We start from the raw sequence: 22,974 nt of genomic DNA on the forward strand, positions 1-22,974 counted from the left end.
TTCGATCCTCCAGTCCGGGGAGCCTCCCATGCGTCTTTCGCGCTTCTTCATCGTGCGCCCGATCTTCGCCGCGGTCATCGCGGTGATCATCACCCTCGTCGGCGCGATCGCCTACTGGTCGCTGCCCGTCTCGCAATATCCCGACATCGTCCCGCCGACGGTCACGGTCACCGCCAGCTATCCCGGCGCGTCGGCCGAGACCGTCGCCGAGACGGTGGCGACGCCGATCGAGCAGGAGATCAACGGCGTCGACAACATGCTCTATCAGTCGAGCCAGTCGACCGGCGACGGCAATGTGACGATCACCGTCACCTTCAAGATCGGCACCGACCTCGACGCCGCGCAGGTGCTGGTGCAGAACCGCGTCGCGATCGCGGTGCCGCGCCTGCCCGAAGCGGTCCAGCGGCTCGGCGTCGTGACGCGCAAGACCTCGCCCGACTTCCTGATGGTCGTGAATCTTGTTTCGCCCGACAAGTCGCTCGATCGTTCCTATCTTTCCAACTATGCGCTGACCCAGCTCAAGGATCGCCTCAGCCGCATCGACGGGGTCGGCGACGTCCGGCTGTTCGGCGCGCGCGATTATGCGATGCGGGTGTGGATCGACCCGACCCGCGCCGCTTCGCTGAACCTGACGGCAGGCGAAATCGTCGCGGCGCTGCGCGCACAGAATGTGCAGGTCGCGGCGGGATCGCTCGGCCAGCCGCCTTATGCGAACGGCAATGCCTATCAGCTCAATGTCGAGACGCAGGGCCGCCTTGCCGATCCGCAGCAGTTCGCCGACGTCGTGATCCGCACCGACGCCGACGGGCGGCAGGTGCGCGTCGCCGATGTCGCGCGTGTCGAACTCGGCGCATCGGATTACAACAGCAACACCTATCTCTCGGGCGATCCGACGGTGATCCTCGCGGCGTTCCAGCGCCCCGGATCGAACGCGCTCGAAGCCGCGAAGGCGATCGAGACCGAGATGGCGGCGGCGTCGAAGAGCTTCCCCAAGGGCCTCGAATATCGGGTCATCTACAACCCCACCAAATTCATCGAGCAGTCGATCGACGCGGTGAAGGACACGTTGCTCGAAGCGATGCTGCTCGTGGTGATCGTCATCCTCGTCTTCCTGCAGAAATGGCGCGCCGCGGTGATCCCGATCGTCGCGATTCCGATCTCGCTCGTCGGCACCTTCGCGGTGCTCGCGGGGCTCGGCTACAGCCTCAACAGCCTGTCGCTCTTCGGACTCGTGCTGGCGATCGGTATCGTCGTCGACGACGCGATCGTCGTGGTCGAGAATGTCGAGCGCAATTTGGAACGTGGGCTGTCGGCGCTGAAAGCCGCGCAAACCTCGATGGACGAGGTGTCGGGCGCGCTCGTCGCGATCGTCCTCGTGCTCTGCGCGGTGTTCGTGCCGACGCTGTTCCTGACCGGGCTGTCGGGCGCCTTCTATCGGCAATTCGCGGTGACGATATCGACCGCGACAATCATCTCACTGATCGTCTCGCTGACGCTCTCGCCCGCGCTCGCGGCGATCCTGCTGAAGCCGCACGCCGAACCCGCCAGGCCCTCACGCCTCCGCGAGCTGGCGAGCCGAGCGGGTGACGCCTTCAACGACGCGTTCGAGAAGATGAGCAGTGCCTATGCGTCGCTCACCGCCCGGCTCGTCCGGCGGCCGAAGCGGATGATGATTACCTATGGCGGGCTGATCGCCGCGACCATGGGCCTGTTCTGGGCGACGCCGACCGGCTTCATCCCGGCGCAGGATCAGGGCTATTTCCTCGCGGTCGTGCAATTGCCGCCGGGGGCCTCGGTCGAGCGCACCGACGCGGCGCTGCGCAAGGTCGCCGCGCGCATCCTGCCGAACAAGGGCATCCTCGGATCGGTGATGCTCGCGGGCTTCGACGGGCCGTCGCAGACGCTCGCCCCGAACGCCGCCGCGGCTTACTTTCCGCTCAAGAGCTTCGAGGAGCGCAAGAAGCTCGGCGTCAGCTTCGACGAGATCATGAACGAAGCGCGCGCCGACGTCGCCGACATCACCGAAGCGCGCGTGATCGTGATTCCGCCGCCGCTGATCCAGGGCATCGGCTCGGCGGGCGGCTACCGGATGATGGTGCAGGATCGCGGCGGCCACGGATACCATAAGCTGGCCGAGGAATCGGGCAAGCTGATCGGGAAAGCGAACGAAACGCCGGGTCTGGCGCAGGTCTTCACCTTCTTCGATACCGGGTCCCCGCGCGTCTATGCCGACATCGACCGCGCCAAGGCGAACCTGCTCGGCGTGCCGCCCGAACGCGTGTTCGAGACGCTGCAGGTCTATCTGGGCTCGGCCTTCGTCAACGACTTCAACCTGCTCGGCCGCACCTACCGCGTCACCGCGCAGGCCGCGGCGCCCTTCCGTCAGTCGGTCGCCGACATCGCCAACCTCCAGACCCGATCGAACAGCGGCGAGATGGTGCCGATCGGATCGGTCGCGACCTTCCGCGACAAGACGGGGCCGTACCGCGTCGTCCGTTACAACCTCTACCCCGCGGTCGAGGTCGATGGCGACACCGCGCCGGGATATTCGTCGGGCGCGTCGCTGACGACGATGGAAAAGCTGGGCGCCGACACCCTGCCCGCAGGGTACGGCACCGAGTGGACCGGCATCGCCTTCCAGCAGAAGGCGGCGGGCAGCACGGCGGCGCTCGTCTTCGCGCTGGCGGTGGTGTTCGTCTTTCTCGTCCTCGCCGCGCAGTATGAGAGCCTGACGCTGCCGCTGTCGATCATCCTGATCGTGCCGATGTGCCTGTTCGCGGCGATGGTCGGCGTTAATCTGCGCGGGATGGACAATAATGTCCTGACGCAGATCGGGCTCGTCGTCCTCATCGCGCTCGCGGCGAAGAATGCGATCTTGATCGTCGAATTCGCACGCCAAGCCGAGGAACAGGACGGCCTGTCGCCGGTCGAGGCCGCGGTGCGCGCCGCGCGCGATCGCCTGCGCCCGATCCTGATGACCAGCTTCGCCTTCATCCTCGGCGCGGTGCCGCTGCTGATCGCGAGCGGCGCGGGCGCGGAACTGCGGCAGGCGCTCGGCACCGCGGTCTTCTTCGGGATGATCGGGGTCACGGCGTTCGGCCTGCTCTTCACCCCCACCTTCTATGTCGTCTGCCGCGCGCTCGGCGACCGTATCGCGGCGCTGCGCCACCGCGGCGGTTCGCACGAACCCGCGCCGCAGCCGGCCGAATAAGGAGAAAGCCATGCGTAATCTTCTGATGACAACCCTATCCGCGCTGACGCTTGCCGCCTGCGCGGTCGGGCCGGACTACGCCCGCCCCGCTCCCCCTGCGGCGTCGTCCGGCCCCTTCCTCTCGACCAGGGCGGGGGTGACGAGCGCCGCTCCCGCGGACGCCGAATGGTGGCGGCTTTACAAGGACCCCGTGCTCGACGGGCTCGTCGCCGACGCACTCGCGGCGAACACCGACGTCCGCGTTGCGGCCGCGCGGATCGCCAAGGCGCGCGCGGCCTTACGCGAAGTCCGCGGTGACCGGCTACCCTCGACGAACCTGAGCGCGGGCGCGACCTATGGCCGCGTCAGCGAAGGGCAGGTGCCGCCCGGTGCCGACCGCGAGGGTTGGCAGGTCGATACCGGCCTTACCGTCGGCTACGAGGTCGACCTGTTCGGCCGCGTCTCGCGCGGGGTCGAGGCCGCGCGCGGCGATGTTGCTGCCGCCGAGGCCGATGCCGACGCGGTGCGCGTCACCGTCGCCGCCGAAACCGCGCGCGCCTATGCCGACGCCGCCTCGGCCGCCGAGCGGCTGGGCGTCGCGACGCGCATCGTCGCCTTGCTCGACCAGTCGGTGGCGCTCACCGCGCGCCGCGCCGAGGTCGGGCTGACGACTAGGCTCGATACCGCGCGCATCGCGGCGCTGCGCGATCAGCGCCGCGCCGACATTCCCGCGATCGCCGCCGAGCGGGACGCCGCGCTGTTCCGCCTCGCAACGCTGACCGGCCGCGCCCCCGCCGATCTGCCGCCGATCGCGGGCGAGCGGCGCACGACTCTGCGCCTCGACCAGCCGATTCCGGTCGGCGACGGCGCCGCGCTGCTCGCGCGCCGGCCCGATGTCGCCGCCGCCGAGCGCCGCCTTGCGGCGTCGACCGCGCGTATCGGCGTCGCGACCGCCGACCTCTATCCGAAGATCACGCTCGGCGGGTCGGTCGGCCAGACGAGCAGCGGCCTCGGCGATCTGTTCGGCGGCGGACCTTTGCGCTGGCTGCTCGGCCCGCTGATCAACTGGAATTTTCTCAACCAGGAAGGCGCGCGAGCGCGGATCGCGGGGGCCGAGGCCGACACGCAGGCATCGCTCGCCCAGTTCGACGGCACGGTGCTGCGCGCGCTCGAGGAGACCGAAGCCGCGCTCTCCGCCTATGCGCACCAGCTCGACCGGCGAACGGCGCTGCAGGCGGCACGCGATCAGGCCGCGACGGCGGTGAAGATCACGCGCGCGCAGCAGCGCGAAGGCGCGATCGACGGACTCGCCGCGCTCGACGCCGAACGCAGCTTCGCCGAAACCGAAGCCTCGCTGGCGCTCGCCGACGCGCGCATCGCCGACGCGCAGGTCGACCTGTTCCGGGCGCTTGGCGGGCGGTGGACGAAAAGCTGAGCCGGTTGTCTTTATCCGCGCTCGATCATCATTAGCAGCGCGTCGCCCGCTTTGCCGCGATAGCGTTCCTTGTGGCGCAGGCCATAGAAGGGGCGCGGTTCGAGGTCGAAGGCGGTGCGGTGGAGCCGTCCGGCGCGCAACAAAGGCTCGACGACCAGCGTCGAGATAAGCGTATGGCCCGCCCCTGCGCTGACCGCCGAGCGGACCGCTTCGTTCGATGGCAGGGTGAGGATCACGTCGAGATCGGCGAGCGTCAGGGCAAGCGGGGCGAGCGCGGCCTCGAAGGTCGAACGCGTGCCCGACCCTTCCTCGCGCAGCACCCAGGGGACCGAGACCAGCCAATCCCTGTCGGCGCCGCCCGGCGCGGCTTCGGAGCCGACCAGCGCAAGATCGTCGTGGCCGACCGTCCAGCGCGCGAGCGCCGGATCGTCGATCAGGCCCTCGACAAAGCCGAGTTCGGCGCTGCCCTCGCGCACCCGATCCGCCGCCTGCTCGCTGTTGCCGATCGACAGCGTGACCGCGATTCCGGGGTAGCGCCGGCGAAACCGCGCGAGAAAGGGGGGCAGCCAATAGCCGGCAATCGTCTGGCTCGCGACGAGCGTCAGCGTGCCGCGTTCGAGTCCGCCGAACTCGGCCAGCGTGCGCTCGGCGCTCGCGGCGCGGCCGAGCACCGCGCGCGCCTCGACCAGGAACAGGCGGCCCGCGTCGGTCAGTTCGATCCGCCGCCCGATGCGGTGGAACAGCGGGACATTGTGCCGCTCCTCCAGCGTCTTGATCGCCGCGCTGACTGCCGACTGGGTGATGTGGAGCGCCTCCGCCGCGCGCGTCATATGCTCGCGCTCGGCGACCCCGACGAAGATGCGGAGCTGCTCGAGCGTCATAGGATCGGTGCCATCGGGGGGCGCATGATCGTCTCCTTCGCGCACAGGATGCGCCCCGCTGTTCAATCTGTCCAAGCGAATATATCGGTCGTTCCAACAATTAAAATCGATTGATTAGCGTGAGCGCGATCAACAAGCGCAGGCGATCGAAACGAGCAGAAACTTGCGTTGGAGACGACCGGGAAAGCGGCCGATAGCGAAGGCATCGAGGGCGACCTATCGCCTACCCGCCTTTCAGAAAGAAGCCGTCATGGCGACCGTTCCCCTTCCCGCCGCCGCAATCCGCAGGCCCCGCACCGCCAGGATCGAACGGATCGTTCCCGGGCTGGCGCTCTGCCTCGGCGTCACCGGCGTCGCTTTCGCGCTGGCCGGCATCGAGCAGCGATTGTTCGGCGAGGTCTGGCTGGAAGCGCTGGTGCTCGCGATCCTGATCGGCACTGCGATCCGCTCCATCTGGACGCCGCCGGCCCGCTGGCTTCCGGGAATCGATTTCAGCGCCAAATTGCTGCTCGAAATCGCCGTGGTTCTGCTCGGCGCATCGGTCAGCGCCGCAACGATCCTCGCCGCGGGTCCGGCGCTGCTGATCGGCATCGCCGCCACCGTCTTTGTTGCCATCGGCGCGAGTTTCGCGATCGGGCGGCTGCTCGGCCTGCCCAGGCGGATGGCGACGCTGGTCGCGTGCGGCAATTCGATCTGCGGCAATTCGGCGATCGCGGCGGTCGCTCCGGTGATCAGCGCCGACAGCGACGACGTCGCGGCGGCGATCGCCTTTACGGCGGTGCTCGGCGTCGGGGTTGTACTGGGCCTGCCGCTGCTCGGGCTGGGGCTGCACATGGGCGGCCTCCAATATGGCGCGTTCGCCGGGCTGACCGTCTATGCGGTGCCCCAGGTCATCGCCGCCGCGACGCCGATGGGCGCCGCGGCGATCCAGATGGGGACGCTGGTCAAGCTGGTCCGCGTGTTGATGCTCGGTCCGGTCTGCCTGATCCTCTCGCTTCTCGCCCCGCGCCTTTGTGAGGACAGCTGCGACGCCGGCGCGCCGGTGTCCCGCCCGCACCCGGCCCGCCCGCCGATCCATCATCTCGTCCCATGGTTCATCCTCGGCTTTCTCGGCATGATCGCCGCGCGCTCGCTGGGGCTGATCCCGCAGGCGGCGCTGGCGCCGATGGCCGGCGCCGCGACGCTGCTGACCGTGGTGTCGATGGCCGCGCTCGGCCTTGGCGTCGATGTCCGCACCGTCGCCAAGGCAGGCGGACGCGTTACGGCGGCGGTGGTCCTGTCGCTGCTGGTGCTCGGCGCGATCAGTTTTGCGCTGGTCACGGTGCTTCATCTCGGCTGATCGTGCGATCAACCGCGCGACGTGCCGATCCAGCCGGGACGGCAGCGCCGCTCTTTGCTTGCCTTCCCTATACGGCCACCGCGACGGCCGTGCCGATCGGATCGGTGCAGGGGCCAGTGAAGGTCACCCGCAGATCCGGTCCCTGCGGCTCGAGCGTAACCGGGCTGCCGTCGTCGAGGCGCCTTCCCGCGCCCGTGACGGTCAGATTCCTGATCACGAGCCGGGTGGACGCAATGGGGCCCTTGAAGATCAGATTCACGCGCCCCGGCGCGGCGGTAAAGCGCACCGCCTGCCCGCATTCGGTCTCACCGTCCGATCGCGTCCACGGCCTGGTGCCATAGATCGCGTCGCCATGCGCGCGCAGCCATGCCCCGAATTGCCTGAGGCGGCCGAGCTGTTCGCCCGGAATCGCCGCGTCGGTCGCGCGCGGTCCGACATTGAGCAGCAGATTGCCGTTGCGCGACACGGCATCGATGAAGTCATGGATCAGCGTTTCGGCGCTGGCGTAATCGGCTTCGGTGTCGTTGCGGTTGAAGCCGAAGCTATGGCTCATCCCGCGGGTCGCCTCCCATTTCTTGGTCTGGATTTCGGTAAAGGCGGCATATTCGGGGGTGCGAAAGTCGCTGTGCGGAATTTCCGGCGGAATGATCCCCTTCGACGCGTCGGCGCCTTGCCGGGCGATCGCCGCCTTGATCTTGCGATCGACATAGCGCCGGACCAGCGGAATCTTCAGGGCGTCGCGCTGCAGGCTGGCCGCCACCCAGCGATCGTTGACCACGCCGTCGGGGACCGCGCGATAATAATCGGCGAACAGCCGATACAGCGGCCCGGCCCGCGTCGGCCAGCTGATGTCGTTCCACAACACCGACGGTTCATAGCGGTCGATCAGTTCGCGCACCTGCGCCATCGCATAGGCGGGATATTCGCCGCCCGGCGTCGAAGCGAGAAAGTCCCCGAGCGTTCGCAGCGGGCGCCGGTTGAAGGTCCAGTCGATTCCGCCCGAATAATAGACCCCAAAGCGCAAGCCCGCCGCGCGCACCGCCGCGGCGAGGTCGCCGACGATGTCGCGCCCGGTCGTCCACCCGGTCCGGTGCGGGTTCGCCACCTGGCTGGGCCACAGGCAAAGCCCGTCGTGATGCTTGGTCACGAGCACGACATAGCGCGCGCCGGCATCGCGAAACGCCTCCGCCCAGGCGGCGGGGTCCCACCGATCGAGTCCGGCTTCGAACGGCGGCTTGAAATCCTCATAAGGCGCATCGCCATAATGCGCCCGGTGGAATTCGGCCGAGGGCGTGCCCGGAACCTTGATCGCGTTGCAATACCATTCGGTATAGGGAACCATCGCGACCGCGCGGTCGTAATCCCTGGCAAAAGCCTCGCCGATCGAGCCGAGGCGCGGGGCGAATCCAGGAATGGCGAAGGCGCCCCAATGGATGAAAATCCCGAATTTGGCATCCTGATACCAGTCGGGCACGGCGCGCGCGTTGAGGTCGGCAAGGGCGGAACCGGCGGATGCCATCAGCGGGTCCTCCGGCCTGTCGGCCCATGTTTCGCGCGAAGCGGCCCATCCATCCTGTCTCTCCCCTGTTCCGCGATCGTCGCGGCGATCTATCCCGCCGCGCTCCCATGCGCCACTATAGGTAATTCTATAAGCATAGAAAAATCTATCATATAATTATCATATCGGCAAAAGGCAGGAATCCATCGCCCCACTATGCCCGGTTTGTCAGCGGGATAGCCTGTCCGGACGCGCGCTTGCGAACCTCGCTCGCCCCCCCTTTATGGGATCGCATGTCCGACAAATGCCGCAAGTTCAATATATCGTTATAGACTCATATATAAAACACCGATAACAAAGCTCCCGGGGGAGATGCCGCGACGGCATTTCGCTTTAAAAAGCGTGGGATCCGCGTCAGCGAACCCATCGCGCCAATAATCGACCAGCAGGATCGCTGGCGGCGGGAGAGGCGTGGTATGCGAAATATATCTTGGATGTTTGCGAGCGTTGCATTCGTTGCGATACCGGCCGCGGCGCAGGTGCAGGACGCAAAACCGGCGGCGGATCAAAGCGCGACGACGGACGGGGCTTCAGGGCTCGCCGAAATTGTCGTCACCGCCGAAAAGCGCAGCGTCAATCTGCAGGACGTGCCACTCGCCATTTCGGCCTATACGTCCGATGCGCGCCAGCTCGCCGGCATCACGACGCTGCAGGATGTCGCGAATTTCACGCCGGGCCTCAGCTATTCAGCGAGCAATGACCGGGTCTTCATTCGCGGGATCGGGCGGCAGACCAACACCAACGGCAGCGATCCCGGCGTCTCGACCTATACCGACGGCATTTACGATGCATCGACCAGTTCGATCGCCGCATCCGATTTCTTCATCGATCGCATCGAAGTGCTGCGCGGTCCGCAAGGCACGCTCTATGGACGCAATTCGATCGGCGGCGCGATCAACGCGATCTCGAAACGGCCGACCGAAGCGCTTGAAGCCGACCTGCGCGGCACGGTAGGCAATTACGGCCTGTACACGCTGGAAGCAGCGGTTTCGGGGGAACTGACGACGGGGCTTCGCTCGCGGCTGGCGGGTGCTTTCTCCGACCAGAGCCGCGGCTATTTCAAAAACGACGCCGGCGGGATCAGCGAAGGCGGCCGCGGCAAGCGCCGTTATCTGGAACTGCAGCTGGAGGCGGATCTGGGTCCCGACGTCACGGCCTGGGTGAAGCTTTTCACCGGTCGCACCGACCTCAATCCGCGCAATCTCAACCGGATCGGCGGCTATGATTTCGCGCCCTACCCCACCGGGTCGATCACACCCGGATCGGCGTTCGGCTATCTCCTCCCCGGGGTCGTGGCGCTCAACCCCAATCCGCAACCGCCCGGCGCGACCAATATTCGCCATTTCAGCACCGTCACCACCCAGCGCGAACGGATGCGGGACAATTTCGGTGTGACCGGCGACATCAAATGGACGCTCCCGACTTTCGACGTTCATCTGCTGGGCGGCTATCAGCATTATCGCATCGAGAATTCCTATGCGCTCGATGATACCGGGGTCGTTTCCTATCCCTTCCCGGTCACGCCGGGTTCACTATGCGACCTCTTTCTTCCGGGCTGCACCGCGCTGACGGTATATCCCGCATCGCAGCTCAATCTGCACAACAAGAAATCATTCGGCAGCGGCGAGCTGAACCTGACCTCGAACACCGGCGGGCCATTCCAATGGGTCGCCGGCGTTTATTATTATCAGGAGACATTATCGCAGGAATCGCACTTCAACGCGCCAGATCAGTTGCAGCTGCGCGCGCCCACCGCGCTCACGGGGTTGCCCGCGCCGCTCAATCCGTTGGGCGATTTCGTTTACGCGGCGTCGACGCTGACGACGAAATCGATCGCCGCGTTCGGTCAGGTCGATTATCGGATATCCGATACGCTCCGCATCACCGGCGGCCTGCGCTACACCCATGACAAGAAAAGCGGGGCCGAAGCCTTCAGGATCATATGCCTGGGCTGCGACCCGAGCGTCTCGCCCGATCAGCTCGGCTCGTATACGCCGGCGCTGGACCTGACTCCCACGCAGATTTCCTACCTGCCGGCGCCGGGAGTCACCTCCCCCGTCACGATCGATCCGGCGACGGGCATCGCGCGGCGCGGTCTGGCGAGCAGCTGGGACGCCGTGACCGGAACCGTCGCGGTCGAATGGCAGCCAACACAGGACCAGCTGGCCTTTCTGCGGTATAGCCGCGGCTATAAATCGGGCGGCTTCAACGCCGGCGGCATTTCGGCGCTGCCGCAGACCGGGGCCGAGCATATCGACGCCTTCGAGGCGGGGTACAAGCAGACGATCGGCAAACGGCTGCGCTTCAATCTGGCAGGCTTCTACTATGACTATCAGGGGCTTCAGGTGCCGCTGACCGTGTCGCAGCCCGGCGGCGCGCAGCTCACCCAATTCTTCAACCTCGCCAGCTCGAAAAGCTATGGCGTCGAGGTCGAGCTGGCGTGGCAACCGGCGAATCCGCTGCACCTGTCGTTCAACTATGGTTTCGGCCAGTCGCGGATCGACGATGGGTGTTGCTTCGTTGACGGTCAGGACCCGCTGGCGGTCCAGCCCGGCGCGCAGCCGTCGGGCCCGGCCGCCAACGGCCAGCAGCCGCAGAGCGTCGTCGGGGCAAGGCTTTCCGACACGCCGCGCCACAAGGTCGCCCTCAATGCGATGTACAGCATCGCGTTCGAACCGGGCACCTTCTCGCTGTCGGGCAATTATGTCTGGCGCAGTGCGGCGTACAGCAACATCTTCAACCGCACCTATAACCGTATGCCGTCCTGGGATCAGGTCGACCTGCGAGCGATCTGGTCCGGCCGCGACGACCGCTACCGCATCATCGCCTATGTGAAGAATGTCTTCAACAGCGCCGGCTATGACAGCGCGCTCGGCAATCTGCTCGCGTCCTCACCGACACTCGCGGTCGCGCAAAGCTATTCGTTCACGCCGCCGCGAACCTATGGCATCCAGCTTGAATATCGGTTCCGATAGGCGCGGCGGGTGGGACATTCCCCCTCTCGCCCGGCGGGCACGCTGCCGCTTTCGACGCGGATGCTCTATGGCTCGGGCACGATCGCGTTCGGGATCAAGGATCATGGCTTCAACGCGCTTTTGATGCTGTTCTACAACCAGGTCGTCGGGCTTCCCGCGGCCTGGGTAGGAACGGCGATCATGATCGCGATGATCGCCGATGCGCTGTTCGATCCGTTGCTGGGCCAATATTCGGACAATGTCCGGACGCGCTGGGGCCGCCGCCATCCGTTTATGTATGCGGCGGCGCTGCCGATCGCGCTCTCGTATCTCCTGCTCTGGATGCCGCCCGACATGGCGCACGGCGCGCAATTCGCATGGCTGGTCACCACCGCGATTCTCGTGCGTTTCTCGATCAGCCTCTATGAAATTCCGTCGACCGCGCTGCTCGCCGAATTCACCAGCGACTATGACGAACGTACCAGGCTCGTCGCCGCGCGCTTCTTCTTCGGCGTGTGCGGCGGCATAGCCATGACGGTGCTGACCTTCGGCTATTTTCTGCGACCGACCGCCGCGCAGCCCGTCGGCCATCTGAACGCGGGCGGCTATGTCACCTATGCCTGGGTCGCGGCGGCGATCATGATGCTGGCGGTGCTCATCTCGACGCTCGGGACGCAGAAAGAGATATTGAAACGTCCGCTGCTCCCCCCGGCGCCAAAGGTTCCAGCCGGGCAGATGCTGCGCGAGATGCTGGGCATATTGGTGCACCCCGCCTATATTTCGATCCTGCTCGCCAGCCTGTTCTTCGCCGTCGCGTCGGGACTCAACCTGTCGCTCGCCGTCTATTTCTCGACCTATTTCTGGGAATTGAGCGCCAGCGAGATCGCCACCGTGGCGTCGACCGCGATCATCGGCATCCTGTTGGCTTTCGTCGTCGTGCTGCCGCTGTCGGCGCGTTTCGGCAAGAAGCCGGCGGCGATGCTGATGTTCACTCTGTCGCTGATTTCCAGCGTCGTGCCCCTGATCCTGCGCCTTGCCGGCCTGTTCCCGGCCAACGGCGATCCGCTGCTGCTGTGGCTCTTGATGGGGCAATTCTCATTTGGAATGATGACGACCATCGCCGGCGGCATCCTGGCGGTGTCGATGGTTGCCGACGTGACCGACCAGATCCAGCTCGAAACCGGCCGTCGGTCCGAAGGCCTGCTGTTCTCCGCCGCAACCATGGTCAACAAGGCGATATCGGGCATGGGAATCATGCTCGCGGGGCTCTTGCTCGCCTTCGTCCAATTCCCGCAGAATGCGCAGCCCGGCCATGTCCCCGCCGATACGCTCCGGAATCTGGCGAGCATCTATATAGCGGTGCTGTCAATCGCGACCGTCATCGCTATCATTTGCCTCGCTTATTATCCGATCAATCGATCGCGCCATCTGGAAAATATCCGGCAACTGGGCGAGGCCGCTGCGGAATGATCGGGCGATCAATCCCGGATATCAGGACGCGTCGCGCCGGATCAGCGGCAAGCCACCGGCGAGCAAGGCCTCGGCGGCATCGAGCAGCCGCTCATTCTCGGCGACAAGATCGCCCGCCCCGCCGCTTTCCATCCAGCTGTCGAATGCCATGCGCCCGCCCGCGACCAGCATCGCGGCGGCCATTTGCGCACGGCCATCCTTCGTGGCATCGATCCCAAGCTCGTCGGCGATATAGTCGGTCATCAAATCGATCTGAAGCCGCTGATGTCCATACCACACCGGCAGCAATTCAGGTTCGCCCGCCAGCGCCCGGCCCAGATTGATCTGCCCATCGCCATCGCGTTCATAGGCATGGGCGATCCGCGCAACCTGGTTGCGCCAGAATGCCAGCACCGGCACGCCCTGCGCGCGCTGCATCGCGACGATTTCTTCGAAACGCTCGCCGGCCCGGACCGCGATCGCGGCGGCAAGCTCGCGCTTCGATGCAAAATGCGTGAACAGCGTCGTGATGTGGATATCGGCGGCTTCGGCGATCGCCGCCATCGTCGCATCGCCATAGCCCAGCGTCACGAACAGCCGCCGCGCCGCTTCCTCGATGCGCTGCCGCGTCCGGGCTTTCGCCGCGGTTCGCCTTGGAAAGCTGACTTTGGATGCTTCGCTCATGACAGGATTATAATCATTGCGGCAGGAAGCGCCAGCTATATAAGTTGATCATTCTATGATTATAGCGTAATCTAGGGAAAATGAATAGAGAGGCTATGGCCATGATCGACTTGTCGATGCGAAACGAATTTGAAAAATGGGTCGAAACGGGCCAGCCGCCGCTGATGGAGGAGCCGCACCTGGGGCTCGCCGCGCTGATGACGACCGCTGCCTTCGTCGATCCCGTCGCGCAAGTGCCGATCTTCGACGCCATTGCGGCCGCCACGGCGGCGAGCAACGACAGCGCGACGCGCGCCGCGCAGATCGCGGCGGCGCTGCCGTGGGTGGTCGGCGGAAAGCCGCGCGTCGCGATGCCCCGCGCCTTGTGGGACGATTATTGGGCGATCGTTTCCAAAGCGCCGTCACCAACTGCCGGCGAACTCGACCTGACCATCGCGGTCGTCGCGCTCGGCCAGCATTATGACCAGCGAATGATCGACTGCTGCGAGGCCGCGCTGCTCGAATTCGACGGGGTGCACGATCTGATCGCCCAGCCGGAGGTGCGGCTGACCACCGCCGACCTGGAAAGCCATGCGGCCGACAGCCTCGCGGCCGATCTGTTGTCGATGCTGAACGCCAATGGCTATGATATCGAGGTGATCGACGCCGACACTGTCGTCCTGCCCGGCGACTATCCGGCGCAAAACCGTACCAACCGCCGGATTCTTCAGCTTCATGACATCTGGCATCTGGTCGGCGGCTACGGCTTCACGCCCGCAGGCGAAGTCGCGATTTCGGGGTTCCAAATGGCCCAGTTCGGCCAGAATTATTCGACGCGCTTTCTGGCAACGGTGGCGACGACCGCCGCGATCCACGCCCCGATGCTGACCGACATGCTGCTCACTGTGATGTTCGACGGTTGGCGGCACGGCCGCGCCACCAGAGAGTTGATCGCGGTCCCGTGGCACCAGCGCATCGCCGATCCGATCAGCCGCATTCGCGACGAACTGGGCATTCGGCCGATCGACAGCGACGCCGTGCGAATGATGGAAGCCTTCGCGCCGGCGGCGTAAGCTCTGGGGCGCCGGTGTCGGCGCCCCGCATCACTCGGCCGGGACGGGCGCGGCCGACGGGCGGTATTGCGCGGCGTCGGTCGTGAATTCGGCATGGCCATAGCCGACGAGTTGCGCCTTGAGCCTGGCGATCAGCCGGCGATCGGCAACACCGCGCAGCCCCGGAATATGCGCCGCGAGCGCATAGAGACGCATCCGTGCATAGATGAACAGACCCGCGACCGCCGCCAGCGCGACATCGCCCGAGGTCAGCGTCACGCCGATCGACGCCGCCTTTGCCTTGTCCCCGCCCATGAAGTTTTTGACGAAGAACAGCTTGGCAAAGGCCAGTTCGAACATTTCGTGGATGCGCGCGCGCCGCGAATTGTTCGGCCGCAGATCCGCCGCCATCGTTGCGCGCAGCAATTCGCCGCACGTGCTGTCGTCATATCCGCTGCGCAGCGTGCCGCTGCGCGCATTCATCAGGTCGACGATCCCTTGCGGCGTATCGGCGAGCAATTCCTCCGGCAGCCCGAGCAGGAAGCAGCGATAGCGCGCGAGTTCGACCATCGCGCGTTCGCGCGGGGTGAACTCGACGCGCCCTTCCTCGATCATCTTGTAAGACAGGAGGAAGACCGAGATGAGCCCCGCAGGCATCTGATCGACCTGCGGGATCGGAATGCCGTAAACGCCCATGTCCCAGTCCTGCGGGCGCCGCAGCACGTTGGCGCGCACCATCGAGTGCATCAGTCGGACCATCGCCGCCGATTTGAAGCCGGGACCGTAGCGATCGAGCGCGCCCGGCAGCACCGAGGTGGTAAAGAAGGTCGCGGTATCCTTGACGCGGCGCCCCGCCGTCTGGCTCGACAGCGTGCCGGTGATTGCCATCGGCAGCGCGGCATATTTGTTCATGAAGGTCGCGATGAACGCGCCGCGAATGATGAAAGGGCCGAGGTTGGCCGCCGCATTACGATCGACCCGCGCGCCTTCCTCGACCAGTTCCATATCGAGCCAGTCGGGAATACGCTCCATATCCTTGATAAAGGCAATGAGTTCGGGCGGCGCGTCGGGCACATTCTCCACGCCTCGATCGCAGGCGCTGGTCAGCATGTCGACCAGCGCGCGGAAGCCATGCTCGCGCATCAGGCCGGCATAGGCATCGGCGGTCGCGTCGCCGATCATCGTATAGGCGCGGATGAACTCGACCCGATCGGGGTCCGCCAGCAGCGCGTCGCGGTCGCGAGCATATTTGCCCGACAGCGCGGTGTCGTCGCCCGGCGTCGCAGTGAAGCGTTCGGGGACAGCGCGGAAATCGACTGTACCGTACATCGCGGGCACGCGCTCTCGCTGCGCTTCCACCTTGGCCCAAAGCGTCTCGAGTGCCGAACCTGTCATCGATGTCCATCCCCTCTCGACGCAATGGCATCGCTCATATATATCAATTGATATAAATTCAAGCAGAACGAACGAAGCACCCCCGATGGCCCGACCCGCAATCCCCGCCGCCCCGCTCCGCACCGCCGCCGACGGCTATCGCAAGGGCGAGGAAACGCGCGCGCGCATTCTCGATGCCGCGCTCACCGCCTTCGGCAACAGCGGCTTCGCCAGCGTCACGACGCGGCAGATCGCCAGGGAAGCGGGAGTCAACCTGCCCGCCCTCACTTATTATTTCGGGAACAAGCGCGGCCTCTATCTCGCGTGCGCACACGCGATCGTCGCGCGCTATCGCGAAGGAATGGGCGCTGTGGCCGAGGTGTCTTATGCGGCGCTCGGCGGCCCGTTGACGCCGGATGCGGCCAGCACCTTGCTGAAACGCCTCTTCGCAGCGCTGGCCCGCTTTCTCCTCGCCGCCCCCGAAGCGCAAAATCCGTCGCTGTTCGTCCAGCGCGAGATCGCGAGTCCCGGCCCGGCCTTCGAAATTCTCTATGCCGAACTCTGGCGGCCGGGCATCGAACTCGCCACCAACCTGATCATCCGGACCACGGACCGGCGGCTGACCGAAACCGAGGCGCAAGTGCGTGCGATATTGATGATATCGAGCCTGACGGGCTTCCTCTCCGGGCTCCCCGTGATCGCGCGCACCGCCGGCAAAGCCGACTATACCGCCCTCGTCATCGCCGCGCTCGACGGGCAAATCGATGCGCTGGCACGCAGCGATTGAGGTTTGGATTCACCAAAGCACCATCGCCGTTCGGGCTCCGCGCATTGGTTCATTGGACCAGCCTATCCATAGTCCATTTAGGATCAAATATTGACTTTTGATTTTAAAAGGAACATATGAGAATCTGAAAGGGAGCCTGACATGGCGACGGCAGCGGCAAAGACGATCGACCGGAAGAGCCTGACCGGCCCGGCGCTGCGCACCTTCTTCAACATCGCCGACGCCTGGCATCTCAGCGAAGGGGAGCAGATGGCGATCCTTGGCCTCGACAGCCGTTCGACGCTGCAAAACTGGAAGCGCGGCGAGGTCGCGGCGCTGTCGAAGGATGCGCTCGAGCGGATTTCCTATGTGATGGGCATCTACAAGGGTCTTCAGATTCTGGTGCCGCAGACTGCCGACGAATGGGTACGCAAACCGAGCAAGGCGAAGCTCTTCGCCGGCGGGTCAGCGCTCGACCGGATGGTGTCCGGCAATGTCTCCGACCTTTATGTCGTGCGGCAATATGTCGACGGGCAGCGCGGCTGAACGCGTGCCCGCGGACATTCCCGTCACGCCGACCCGTTGGGCGCCCTGTTACCGCATCATCCCAAGTCGTTTCCCGCCGATCGGACTCTTCGACAAGGTCGCGCGCGCCGAGGATCTGGAGGCGGTCTTTCAGATCGAGGCGATGACCAACAACCGGCTGCGCGACGAGGCTGGCGATCTCACGCTCGTGCCGCCCGAGGATCGTGTGGCAGGTCCCGGCACGACACCGATCATGGCCGCTTTCACGCATCTCAATCCGGAAGGCAGCCGCTTCACCGATGGTAGCTTCGGCGTCTTCTATGTCGGTCAAGCGCTCGAGACCGCGATCGCGGAGACGAGCTACCATCGCGCCCGTTTCCTCGCCGCGACCGACGAGCCGGCGCAGGAGATCGACATGCGCGTCTATGCGGTCGATCTTGCCGCGGACCTCAACGACATCCGCGGTTTTGCGGACAGCCACCCGCATATCTATGACCCCGACCATTATGCCCAAGCCCAGAGTATCGCGACCGAACTGCGCGACGCGGGTTCGGACGGCATCCGCTACCACAGCGTCCGCCATCAGGAAGGCGAATGCGCCGCCGTGTTCCGGCCGCGCCTGCTCTCGAATTGCCGGCAGGAACGGCATCTCTGCTATGTATGGGACGGTGCCGGCATCGAGACGGTCTATGAGAAGAAGAGTCTCGATAGCTGAAGCTATCGTCACGCGCCGAAAAATCCGATCCCGACATGTGGGGTCGATGTTTCAGCCGACTGATCCCGGAGACTATTCCAATCTGGTGTTCGATCGTACGCGCGATGATCGCGGGCGCCGCGACAAACATCCAAAAGGGCAGAGAGCCATAGCCTCTTGCGCGTGAATATCGCTAAATCGCGAGCAAGAGGGTGCGTAATAGATCTGCGCCCTCAGCGAGGAAGCATCAATTCGTTGAAAATGTCAGGAAAAACTGGAGCGGGCGAAGGGATTCGAACCCTCGACCCCAACCTTGGCAACTTGCCGTTCTACCTTTTCGATACTTTCCGATACTACGCTATCTCCCTATTTTTACACAATTTATTGAAAACCTATTCGACCTAATGTATCCTGCGGCCGTCCCCTTTTCCCGCGAATTTGGAGACACATTGGAGACACGGACGATTTTCGAGGCTGTGTCTCCAGCAGGAGGTGCGCATGCCGATAGTGAAGTTGACCAAGCGGGCCATAGACGCCCTCGTTCCGCCAAAAGCGAAACAAGTCATTCTGTGGGATACCGAGGTGAAGGGCTTCGGTCTTCGGATCATGGCGTCGGGTATCAAGACCTTTGTCGTCCAGTATCGAAATGCCGAGGGCATCAAGCGTCGCATGAACCTCGGACGATTTGGCGTGCTGACTGTCGACCGGGCTCGCGATCTCGCGAAACTGAAACTGGCTGAGGTCATTGTTGGAGAAGATCCCGCCGACAAGGTCCGCCAGGTTCGCAAGGGTATGACGGTTTCCGAGATGTGCAGCTGGTATCTCGAAGAGGCTCGGGCCGGGAACATTCTCGGCCGCAAGAACGTCCCCATCAAGACATCGTCGCTCGACCTGGATGAGAGCCGCATCCGCACGCATATCGGCCCGCTGATCGGCAACCGGATCGTCAAGCATCTGACAATTGCGATCGTCGAGCAGATGCAGACCGATGTGAAGAACGGCAAGACTGCAAAGCCCCGGACGGGAGGCCGTGGCGGAAAGGCGACCGGTGGCCCCGGCGTGGCGGGTCGCTGCGTCGGCACGCTCCAGGCGATCCTCGGCCACGCCAAGCATAAGGGCCTTCTCGAAACCCATCCCACCCTTGGTGCCAAGAAACTTGCCGGAAAGAAAAGAACACGGCGACTGAGCACCTCCGAGATCGAGATGCTCGGAAAGGCAATCGCTTATGCCGAGGCAGGCGGGGAAAACCCGGTCGCCCTTGGCGTGCTGCGCACATTGCTCCTGACCGGCTATCGCCGTCAGGAAGGCCAAGCGATGCACCGCAGCTGGCTGCACCCCGATCGCGGCTATGTCATGTTTCCCGACACCAAGGGCGGGGCGCAAATCCGAGCAATCGGGCCTGCCGCAATCCGTGTGCTCGAAGCGCAGGCGGAAATAGCCGGCAACCCGCATCTGTTTCCATCGGCTATTGGCGACGGCCCGTTCACCGCGGTCAGCGATTGCCTGAAGCGGGTATGCGGCCTGGCAGGGATCAAAGGCGTCACGCCGCATACGCTTCGTCACACCTTTGGAAGTGTTGCCGGCGACCTCGGATTTTCGGAACTTACCATCCGTGCCATGCTTGGGCATGCCTCGCAGAATGTGACGCAGGACTATGTCCATATCGACGAAGCGCTAAAGCTGGCGGTGGAGCGAACATCCAGCGAGATCGAACGATTGCTGGCACGCGGCGCCGAGAAACACCAGGCGATGAAACTCGCGGCTTAGGTAAACCATGTCACATCTAGTTTGAGAACGGGGATATCGGACTGCATCGCTCACAGAAGCCGTTGCCACCAAGACACGTCATGCCAAGCATCAAATTTACGTCCAACTTCACGATAAATGCCCACCAGTTCGAAACCCATAGCTTTGTGTAACCCGATGCTCGCCTCATTCGGAAGCGCGATGCCGGCAAAAGCAGCATGATAGCCCAAGCTTGCGACCGCCGGGAGTAGATGAGAATATAGGCAGCGCGCTACGCCGCTTCGTTGTGCGCCAGGCGCCACATAGACTGTCACGTCGACAGATGTCCGATATGCGGCGCGGGTCCGGTGCTCGGAGGCGTAGGCGTAACCGACAACCCGCCCGTCCATTTCGGCCACGAGATAGGGATAGTGCGGCACTATGGCGGCGATCCGCCGTTCAACCTCCATAATGTCGGGCGGCACCTCCTCGAACGAGATCGTCGTGTCGGCTACATAAGGGGCATAAATTGCCTGAACTGCCGGTGCATCTTCCATGACGATATGACGGACATCCATGTTTTCACCGTTGCAGGATAGGAGATCGGACAGAATGGCCCGCCGCCTCCGGGCAATCAAGGCCTTCCGTCCGGCGTCGGGTTGGCGGCGCTACAGCGAAGCAGCCACTATGTATCGTATTTTTCCGATGAGTCTTGACGCATGTATATCTATCGGATAATCCCGATGGATGAAGACCGACACCGCACTTGCCGCGCTCGCGGCGCTTTCACACCCTACCCGGCTCGAAGCCTTCCGCTTGTTGGTCCAGCATGAGCCCGAAGGACTGTCGACGGGCCAACTTGTGGATGCCTCGGGACTGACCCAGAGCACATTCTCCACCCACCTTGCGGTTCTCGCCAAAGCCGGGCTGGTCAAATCAGAGAAGCGCGGACGCCAGTTTATCCAGCGCGCCGAGATCGACGCACTGAAGGGCCTGATGCTCTTTCTCGCGAAGGACTGCTGTCAGGGACGCCCCGAATTGTGCGAGCCGCTGCTCGCCGAACTCGCCTGCTGCTGACGGAAATCCGATCATGACCGACATCATCGTGTATCATAATCCCGACTGCGGAACGTCGCGCAATACGCTCGCGATGATCCGCAATGCGGGCATCGAACCCCATGTCGTCGAATATCTGAAGACACCGCCCTCGCGGCCGATGCTCGTCCAGTTGATCGATCGGGCAGGCATCTCGCCGCGCGAATTGTTGCGAGAGAAGGGAACGCCCTTCGCGGACCTCGGCCTCGGTGATGAGAGCCTCGAAGATGAGACGCTTATCGACGCGATGATGGCGCATCCGATCCTCATCAACCGGCCGCTCGTCGTCTCGCCGCTCGGCGTGAAGCTATGCCGCCCCTCGGAAGCGGTGCTCGACCTCATTCCTGCGCGCCAGCGGGGTGCCTTCGCCAAGGAAGATGGCGAACAGGTGGTCGACGAAGCCGGCAATCGCGTCGGCAGCTGAGGAACAATTCTATGACGCAACCGAAGCGCGAGCGCCTGTCCTTCCTCGACCGCTTTCTGACCGTGTGGATATTCCTCGCGATGGCGCTGGGCGTCCTGCTCGGCTCGACCTTTGCGGGTCTTCCCGCTGCGATCGACAGCCTCTCGTGGGGCTCGACGAACATTCCGATCGCGATCGGCCTCATCCTGATGATGTATCCGCCGCTTGCGCGCGTGCGCTACGAAGAACTGCCGCTGGTTTTCGACGACAAGCGCGTCCTTGCGATCTCGTTGATCCAGAACTGGATCATCGGCCCGGTGCTGATGTTCGCGCTCGCGGTGATCTTCCTGTCCGACAAGCCCGAATATATGACGGGCCTGATCCTCATCGGCCTCGCGCGCTGCATCGCGATGGTGATCGTCTGGAACCAGCTTGCGAAGGGCGACAATCAATATGTCGCGGCGCTCGTGGCCTTCAACTCGATCTTCCAGATCCTCTTCTTCAGCATCTATGCCTGGTTTTTCCTGACCGTGCTGCCGCCGCTCTTCGGGCTCGAAAGCAGCGTGATCGACGTCAGTTTCTGGACCGTCGCCGAGGCGGTTCTGATCTATCTCGGCATCCCGTTCCTTGCCGGCTTCCTGACTCGCAAGATACTGGCCGGCGCCAAGGGCAACGACTGGTACGAGACGCGGTTCCTGCCCAAGATCGCCCCAATCACGCTCGTCGCCCTGCTTTTCACGATCGTTGCCATGTTCAGTCTCAAAGGCGGCGAGATCGTCACTATTCCGGGCGACGTCGTGCGGATCGCAATCCCGCTCACCATCTATTTCGTCGTCCAGTTCGTCATCAGCTTCTGGATGGGAAAGCTGATCGAGGCCGATTATCCGCGCACGACGGCGGTCGCCTTCACCGCAGCCGGCAATAATTTCGAACTCGCGATCGCTGTTGCCATCGCCGCCTTCGGCCTTGCATCCCCGGTCGCCTTCGCAGCGGTCATCGGTCCGCTCGTCGAGGTGCCGGTTCTTATCCTGCTGGTGAGCGTCGCCTTCTGGTTTGGGCGCCGCTGGTTTCCGGCATCCGTCCCCGCGAAAGACTGACCTACATGACCGCCCCAGCCTTCACCCGCTTGCGCACGCTCGCCGAACCCGGCCATCTTCCCGCGCTGAGCCCCGAATATGTCCGGTCGCAGCCCGGCTTCGGCCTTGGCCCGCTCGATTCGGCGCCGCGCATCCTCCTACTCTACGGATCATTGCGCGAACGCTCTTATTCGCGGCTCGTGGTCGAGGAGACGGCACGTCTGCTCCAGCTCTTCGGCTGCGAGACGCGCATCTTCGATCCGTCGGACCTCCCGCTCCCTGACCTGATCGCCGACGACGATCATCCGGCGGTCGAGGAACTGCGCCAGCATTCGCTTTGGTCCGAAGGCCAGGTCTGGTGCAGCCCAGAGCGGCACGGGCAGATCACCGGCATCATGAAAGCGCAGGTCGACCATCTGCCGCTAGCCTATAAGGGGCTTCGCCCGACGCAAGGACGCACGCTTGCCGTGATGCAGGTGTCGGCGGGCTCGCAATCGTTCAACAGCGTCAACACGCTGCGCATTCTCGGCCGCTGGATGCGGATGATCACCATTCCCAACCAGTCGAGCGTCGCCAAAGCCTATGCCGAGTTCGACGAGACAGGCCGCATGCAGCCCTCTAGCTATTACGACCGCATCGTCGACGTCGCCGAAGAGTTGGTGCGCTTCACCGTGTTGACGCGCGGTCATGCCGACCAGCTTGTCGATCGCTATTCGGAGCGGAAGGACCGCAACGAGCCTGTCATCACGCCGGCCGAGATGGCGGGTTTACCGGGGACATGATATTTTTTCCTTC

19 protein-coding genes are annotated in these 22,974 nt (G+C 64.2%); 14 read left to right on the top strand and 5 right to left on the bottom strand.

Features of this window, described 5'->3' with window-relative positions; genetic code table 11:
- The first annotated feature begins 28 nt into the window (after window positions 1-28).
- Both VHO04_RS17010 and VHO04_RS17015 read left to right on the top strand, forming a co-directional pair.
- Window positions 29-3,211, top strand: coding sequence for a multidrug efflux RND transporter permease subunit (locus VHO04_RS17010; RefSeq protein WP_329629422.1), 3,183 nt, complete (start codon window positions 29-31; stop codon window positions 3,209-3,211).
- A 10-nt stretch (window positions 3,212-3,221) separates the two neighbouring features.
- A complete protein-coding gene (locus VHO04_RS17015; protein WP_329629423.1) occupies window positions 3,222-4,625 on the top strand; it encodes a TolC family protein in 1,404 nt (467 codons plus the stop codon).
- Window positions 4,626-4,636: 11 nt separating this feature from the next.
- On the opposite strand, the gene VHO04_RS17020 is transcribed toward VHO04_RS17015, so the two are convergent.
- Window positions 4,637-5,506: a LysR substrate-binding domain-containing protein gene (locus VHO04_RS17020; RefSeq protein WP_329629424.1), complete on the bottom strand. Its 870-nt coding sequence runs from the start codon at window positions 5,504-5,506 to the stop codon at window positions 4,637-4,639.
- Window positions 5,507-5,756: 250 nt separating this feature from the next.
- Between VHO04_RS17020 and VHO04_RS17025 the strand changes: the two genes are divergently transcribed.
- On the top strand, window positions 5,757-6,845 hold the full coding sequence (locus VHO04_RS17025; RefSeq protein ID WP_329629425.1) for a YeiH family protein: 1,089 nt from the start codon (window positions 5,757-5,759) through the stop codon (window positions 6,843-6,845).
- A 67-nt stretch (window positions 6,846-6,912) separates the two neighbouring features.
- On the opposite strand, the gene VHO04_RS17030 is transcribed toward VHO04_RS17025, so the two are convergent.
- Complete coding sequence (locus VHO04_RS17030) at window positions 6,913-8,364, bottom strand: alpha-L-fucosidase (RefSeq protein WP_329629426.1); 1,452 nt, start codon at window positions 8,362-8,364, stop codon at window positions 6,913-6,915.
- 473 nt (window positions 8,365-8,837) lie between these two features.
- Between VHO04_RS17030 and VHO04_RS17035 the strand changes: the two genes are divergently transcribed.
- Window positions 8,838-11,378, top strand: a complete 2,541-nt coding sequence (locus tag VHO04_RS17035) for a TonB-dependent receptor (protein WP_329629427.1) — start codon at window positions 8,838-8,840, stop codon at window positions 11,376-11,378.
- 9 nt (window positions 11,379-11,387) lie between these two features.
- Window positions 11,388-12,827 carry an MFS transporter gene (locus VHO04_RS17040; RefSeq protein ID WP_329629428.1) on the top strand — a complete coding sequence of 480 codons (1,440 nt, stop codon included), beginning with the start codon at window positions 11,388-11,390 and terminating at the stop codon, window positions 12,825-12,827.
- A 21-nt stretch (window positions 12,828-12,848) separates the two neighbouring features.
- Here VHO04_RS17040 and VHO04_RS17045 read toward each other — a convergent pair whose 3' ends face one another.
- Window positions 12,849-13,490 carry a TetR/AcrR family transcriptional regulator gene (locus VHO04_RS17045; protein WP_329629429.1) on the bottom strand — a complete coding sequence of 214 codons (642 nt, stop codon included), beginning with the start codon at window positions 13,488-13,490 and terminating at the stop codon, window positions 12,849-12,851.
- Window positions 13,491-13,606: 116 nt separating this feature from the next.
- Between VHO04_RS17045 and VHO04_RS17050 the strand changes: the two genes are divergently transcribed.
- Entirely contained in the window at window positions 13,607-14,542 is a 936-nt protein-coding gene (locus tag VHO04_RS17050; RefSeq protein ID WP_329629430.1) for a Coq4 family protein, read from the top strand.
- Window positions 14,543-14,572: 30 nt separating this feature from the next.
- Here the strand turns inward: VHO04_RS17050 and VHO04_RS17055 are convergent, their stop codons facing one another.
- Window positions 14,573-15,916: an oxygenase MpaB family protein gene (locus tag VHO04_RS17055; RefSeq protein ID WP_329629431.1), complete on the bottom strand. Its 1,344-nt coding sequence runs from the start codon at window positions 15,914-15,916 to the stop codon at window positions 14,573-14,575.
- A gap of 85 nt (window positions 15,917-16,001) precedes the next feature.
- On the opposite strand from VHO04_RS17055, the gene VHO04_RS17060 reads away from it, so the two are divergent.
- The 4 genes from VHO04_RS17060 (at window position 16,002) to VHO04_RS17075 (ending at window position 19,647) form a co-directional block, all read left to right on the top strand.
- The gene (locus VHO04_RS17060) at window positions 16,002-16,682 is read left to right on the top strand and encodes a CerR family C-terminal domain-containing protein (RefSeq protein WP_329629432.1); all 681 of its coding nucleotides are present in this window, start codon (window positions 16,002-16,004) and stop codon (window positions 16,680-16,682) included.
- 141 nt (window positions 16,683-16,823) lie between these two features.
- A complete protein-coding gene (locus VHO04_RS17065; RefSeq protein WP_329629433.1) occupies window positions 16,824-17,207 on the top strand; it encodes an antitoxin Xre-like helix-turn-helix domain-containing protein in 384 nt (127 codons plus the stop codon).
- A complete protein-coding gene (locus tag VHO04_RS17070) occupies window positions 17,185-17,901 on the top strand; it encodes an RES family NAD+ phosphorylase (RefSeq protein ID WP_329629434.1) in 717 nt (238 codons plus the stop codon). Before VHO04_RS17065 ends, VHO04_RS17070 begins: the two co-directional genes overlap by 23 nt.
- A gap of 477 nt (window positions 17,902-18,378) precedes the next feature.
- Entirely contained in the window at window positions 18,379-19,647 is a 1,269-nt protein-coding gene (locus VHO04_RS17075; protein WP_329629435.1) for a site-specific integrase, read from the top strand.
- A 50-nt stretch (window positions 19,648-19,697) separates the two neighbouring features.
- Here the strand turns inward: VHO04_RS17075 and VHO04_RS17080 are convergent, their stop codons facing one another.
- Window positions 19,698-20,183, bottom strand: a complete 486-nt coding sequence (locus tag VHO04_RS17080; RefSeq protein ID WP_329629436.1) for an arsinothricin resistance N-acetyltransferase ArsN1 family B — start codon at window positions 20,181-20,183, stop codon at window positions 19,698-19,700.
- Between the two features lie 169 nt (window positions 20,184-20,352).
- On the opposite strand from VHO04_RS17080, the gene VHO04_RS17085 reads away from it, so the two are divergent.
- The 4 genes from VHO04_RS17085 to arsH are packed head-to-tail and all read left to right on the top strand — an operon-like array spanning window position 20,353 to window position 22,961.
- A complete protein-coding gene (locus VHO04_RS17085; protein WP_293644689.1) occupies window positions 20,353-20,682 on the top strand; it encodes an ArsR/SmtB family transcription factor in 330 nt (109 codons plus the stop codon).
- Window positions 20,683-20,695: 13 nt separating this feature from the next.
- Entirely contained in the window at window positions 20,696-21,124 is a 429-nt protein-coding gene (gene arsC, locus VHO04_RS17090) for an arsenate reductase (glutaredoxin) (RefSeq protein ID WP_293644691.1), read from the top strand.
- An 11-nt stretch (window positions 21,125-21,135) separates the two neighbouring features.
- The gene (gene arsB / locus VHO04_RS17095) at window positions 21,136-22,200 is read left to right on the top strand and encodes an ACR3 family arsenite efflux transporter (protein WP_329629437.1); all 1,065 of its coding nucleotides are present in this window, start codon (window positions 21,136-21,138) and stop codon (window positions 22,198-22,200) included.
- A gap of 5 nt (window positions 22,201-22,205) precedes the next feature.
- Window positions 22,206-22,961 carry an arsenical resistance protein ArsH gene (gene arsH / locus VHO04_RS17100; RefSeq protein ID WP_329629438.1) on the top strand — a complete coding sequence of 252 codons (756 nt, stop codon included), beginning with the start codon at window positions 22,206-22,208 and terminating at the stop codon, window positions 22,959-22,961.
- Window positions 22,962-22,974 lie beyond the last annotated feature (13 nt).

Source organism: Sphingopyxis sp. (assembly GCF_036261875.1).
Classification (GTDB): Bacteria; Pseudomonadota; Alphaproteobacteria; order Sphingomonadales; family Sphingomonadaceae; genus Sphingopyxis.

Bases quoted from the DNA above. Each gene is read 5' to 3' on its own strand.
- VHO04_RS17010 (WP_329629422.1), top strand. From the start codon at position 29: ATGCGTCTTTCGCGCTTCTTCATCGTGCGCCCGATCTTCGCCGCGGTC.
- VHO04_RS17015 (WP_329629423.1), top strand. From the start codon at position 3,222: ATGCGTAATCTTCTGATGACAACCCTATCCGCGCTGACGCTTGCCGCC.
- VHO04_RS17020 (WP_329629424.1), bottom strand. From the start codon at position 5,506: ATGACGCTCGAGCAGCTCCGCATCTTCGTCGGGGTCGCCGAGCGCGAG.
- VHO04_RS17025 (WP_329629425.1), top strand. From the start codon at position 5,757: ATGGCGACCGTTCCCCTTCCCGCCGCCGCAATCCGCAGGCCCCGCACC.
- VHO04_RS17030 (WP_329629426.1), bottom strand. From the start codon at position 8,364: ATGGCATCCGCCGGTTCCGCCCTTGCCGACCTCAACGCGCGCGCCGTG.
- VHO04_RS17035 (WP_329629427.1), top strand. From the start codon at position 8,838: ATGTTTGCGAGCGTTGCATTCGTTGCGATACCGGCCGCGGCGCAGGTG.
- VHO04_RS17045 (WP_329629429.1), bottom strand. From the start codon at position 13,490: ATGAGCGAAGCATCCAAAGTCAGCTTTCCAAGGCGAACCGCGGCGAAA.
- VHO04_RS17050 (WP_329629430.1), top strand. From the start codon at position 13,607: ATGCGAAACGAATTTGAAAAATGGGTCGAAACGGGCCAGCCGCCGCTG.
- VHO04_RS17055 (WP_329629431.1), bottom strand. From the start codon at position 15,916: ATGACAGGTTCGGCACTCGAGACGCTTTGGGCCAAGGTGGAAGCGCAG.
- VHO04_RS17060 (WP_329629432.1), top strand. From the start codon at position 16,002: ATGGCCCGACCCGCAATCCCCGCCGCCCCGCTCCGCACCGCCGCCGAC.
- VHO04_RS17065 (WP_329629433.1), top strand. From the start codon at position 16,824: ATGGCGACGGCAGCGGCAAAGACGATCGACCGGAAGAGCCTGACCGGC.
- VHO04_RS17070 (WP_329629434.1), top strand. From the start codon at position 17,185: ATGTCGACGGGCAGCGCGGCTGAACGCGTGCCCGCGGACATTCCCGTC.
- VHO04_RS17075 (WP_329629435.1), top strand. From the start codon at position 18,379: ATGCCGATAGTGAAGTTGACCAAGCGGGCCATAGACGCCCTCGTTCCG.
- VHO04_RS17080 (WP_329629436.1), bottom strand. From the start codon at position 20,183: ATGGATGTCCGTCATATCGTCATGGAAGATGCACCGGCAGTTCAGGCA.
- VHO04_RS17085 (WP_293644689.1), top strand. From the start codon at position 20,353: ATGAAGACCGACACCGCACTTGCCGCGCTCGCGGCGCTTTCACACCCT.
- arsC (WP_293644691.1), top strand. From the start codon at position 20,696: ATGACCGACATCATCGTGTATCATAATCCCGACTGCGGAACGTCGCGC.
- arsB (WP_329629437.1), top strand. From the start codon at position 21,136: ATGACGCAACCGAAGCGCGAGCGCCTGTCCTTCCTCGACCGCTTTCTG.
- arsH (WP_329629438.1), top strand. From the start codon at position 22,206: ATGACCGCCCCAGCCTTCACCCGCTTGCGCACGCTCGCCGAACCCGGC.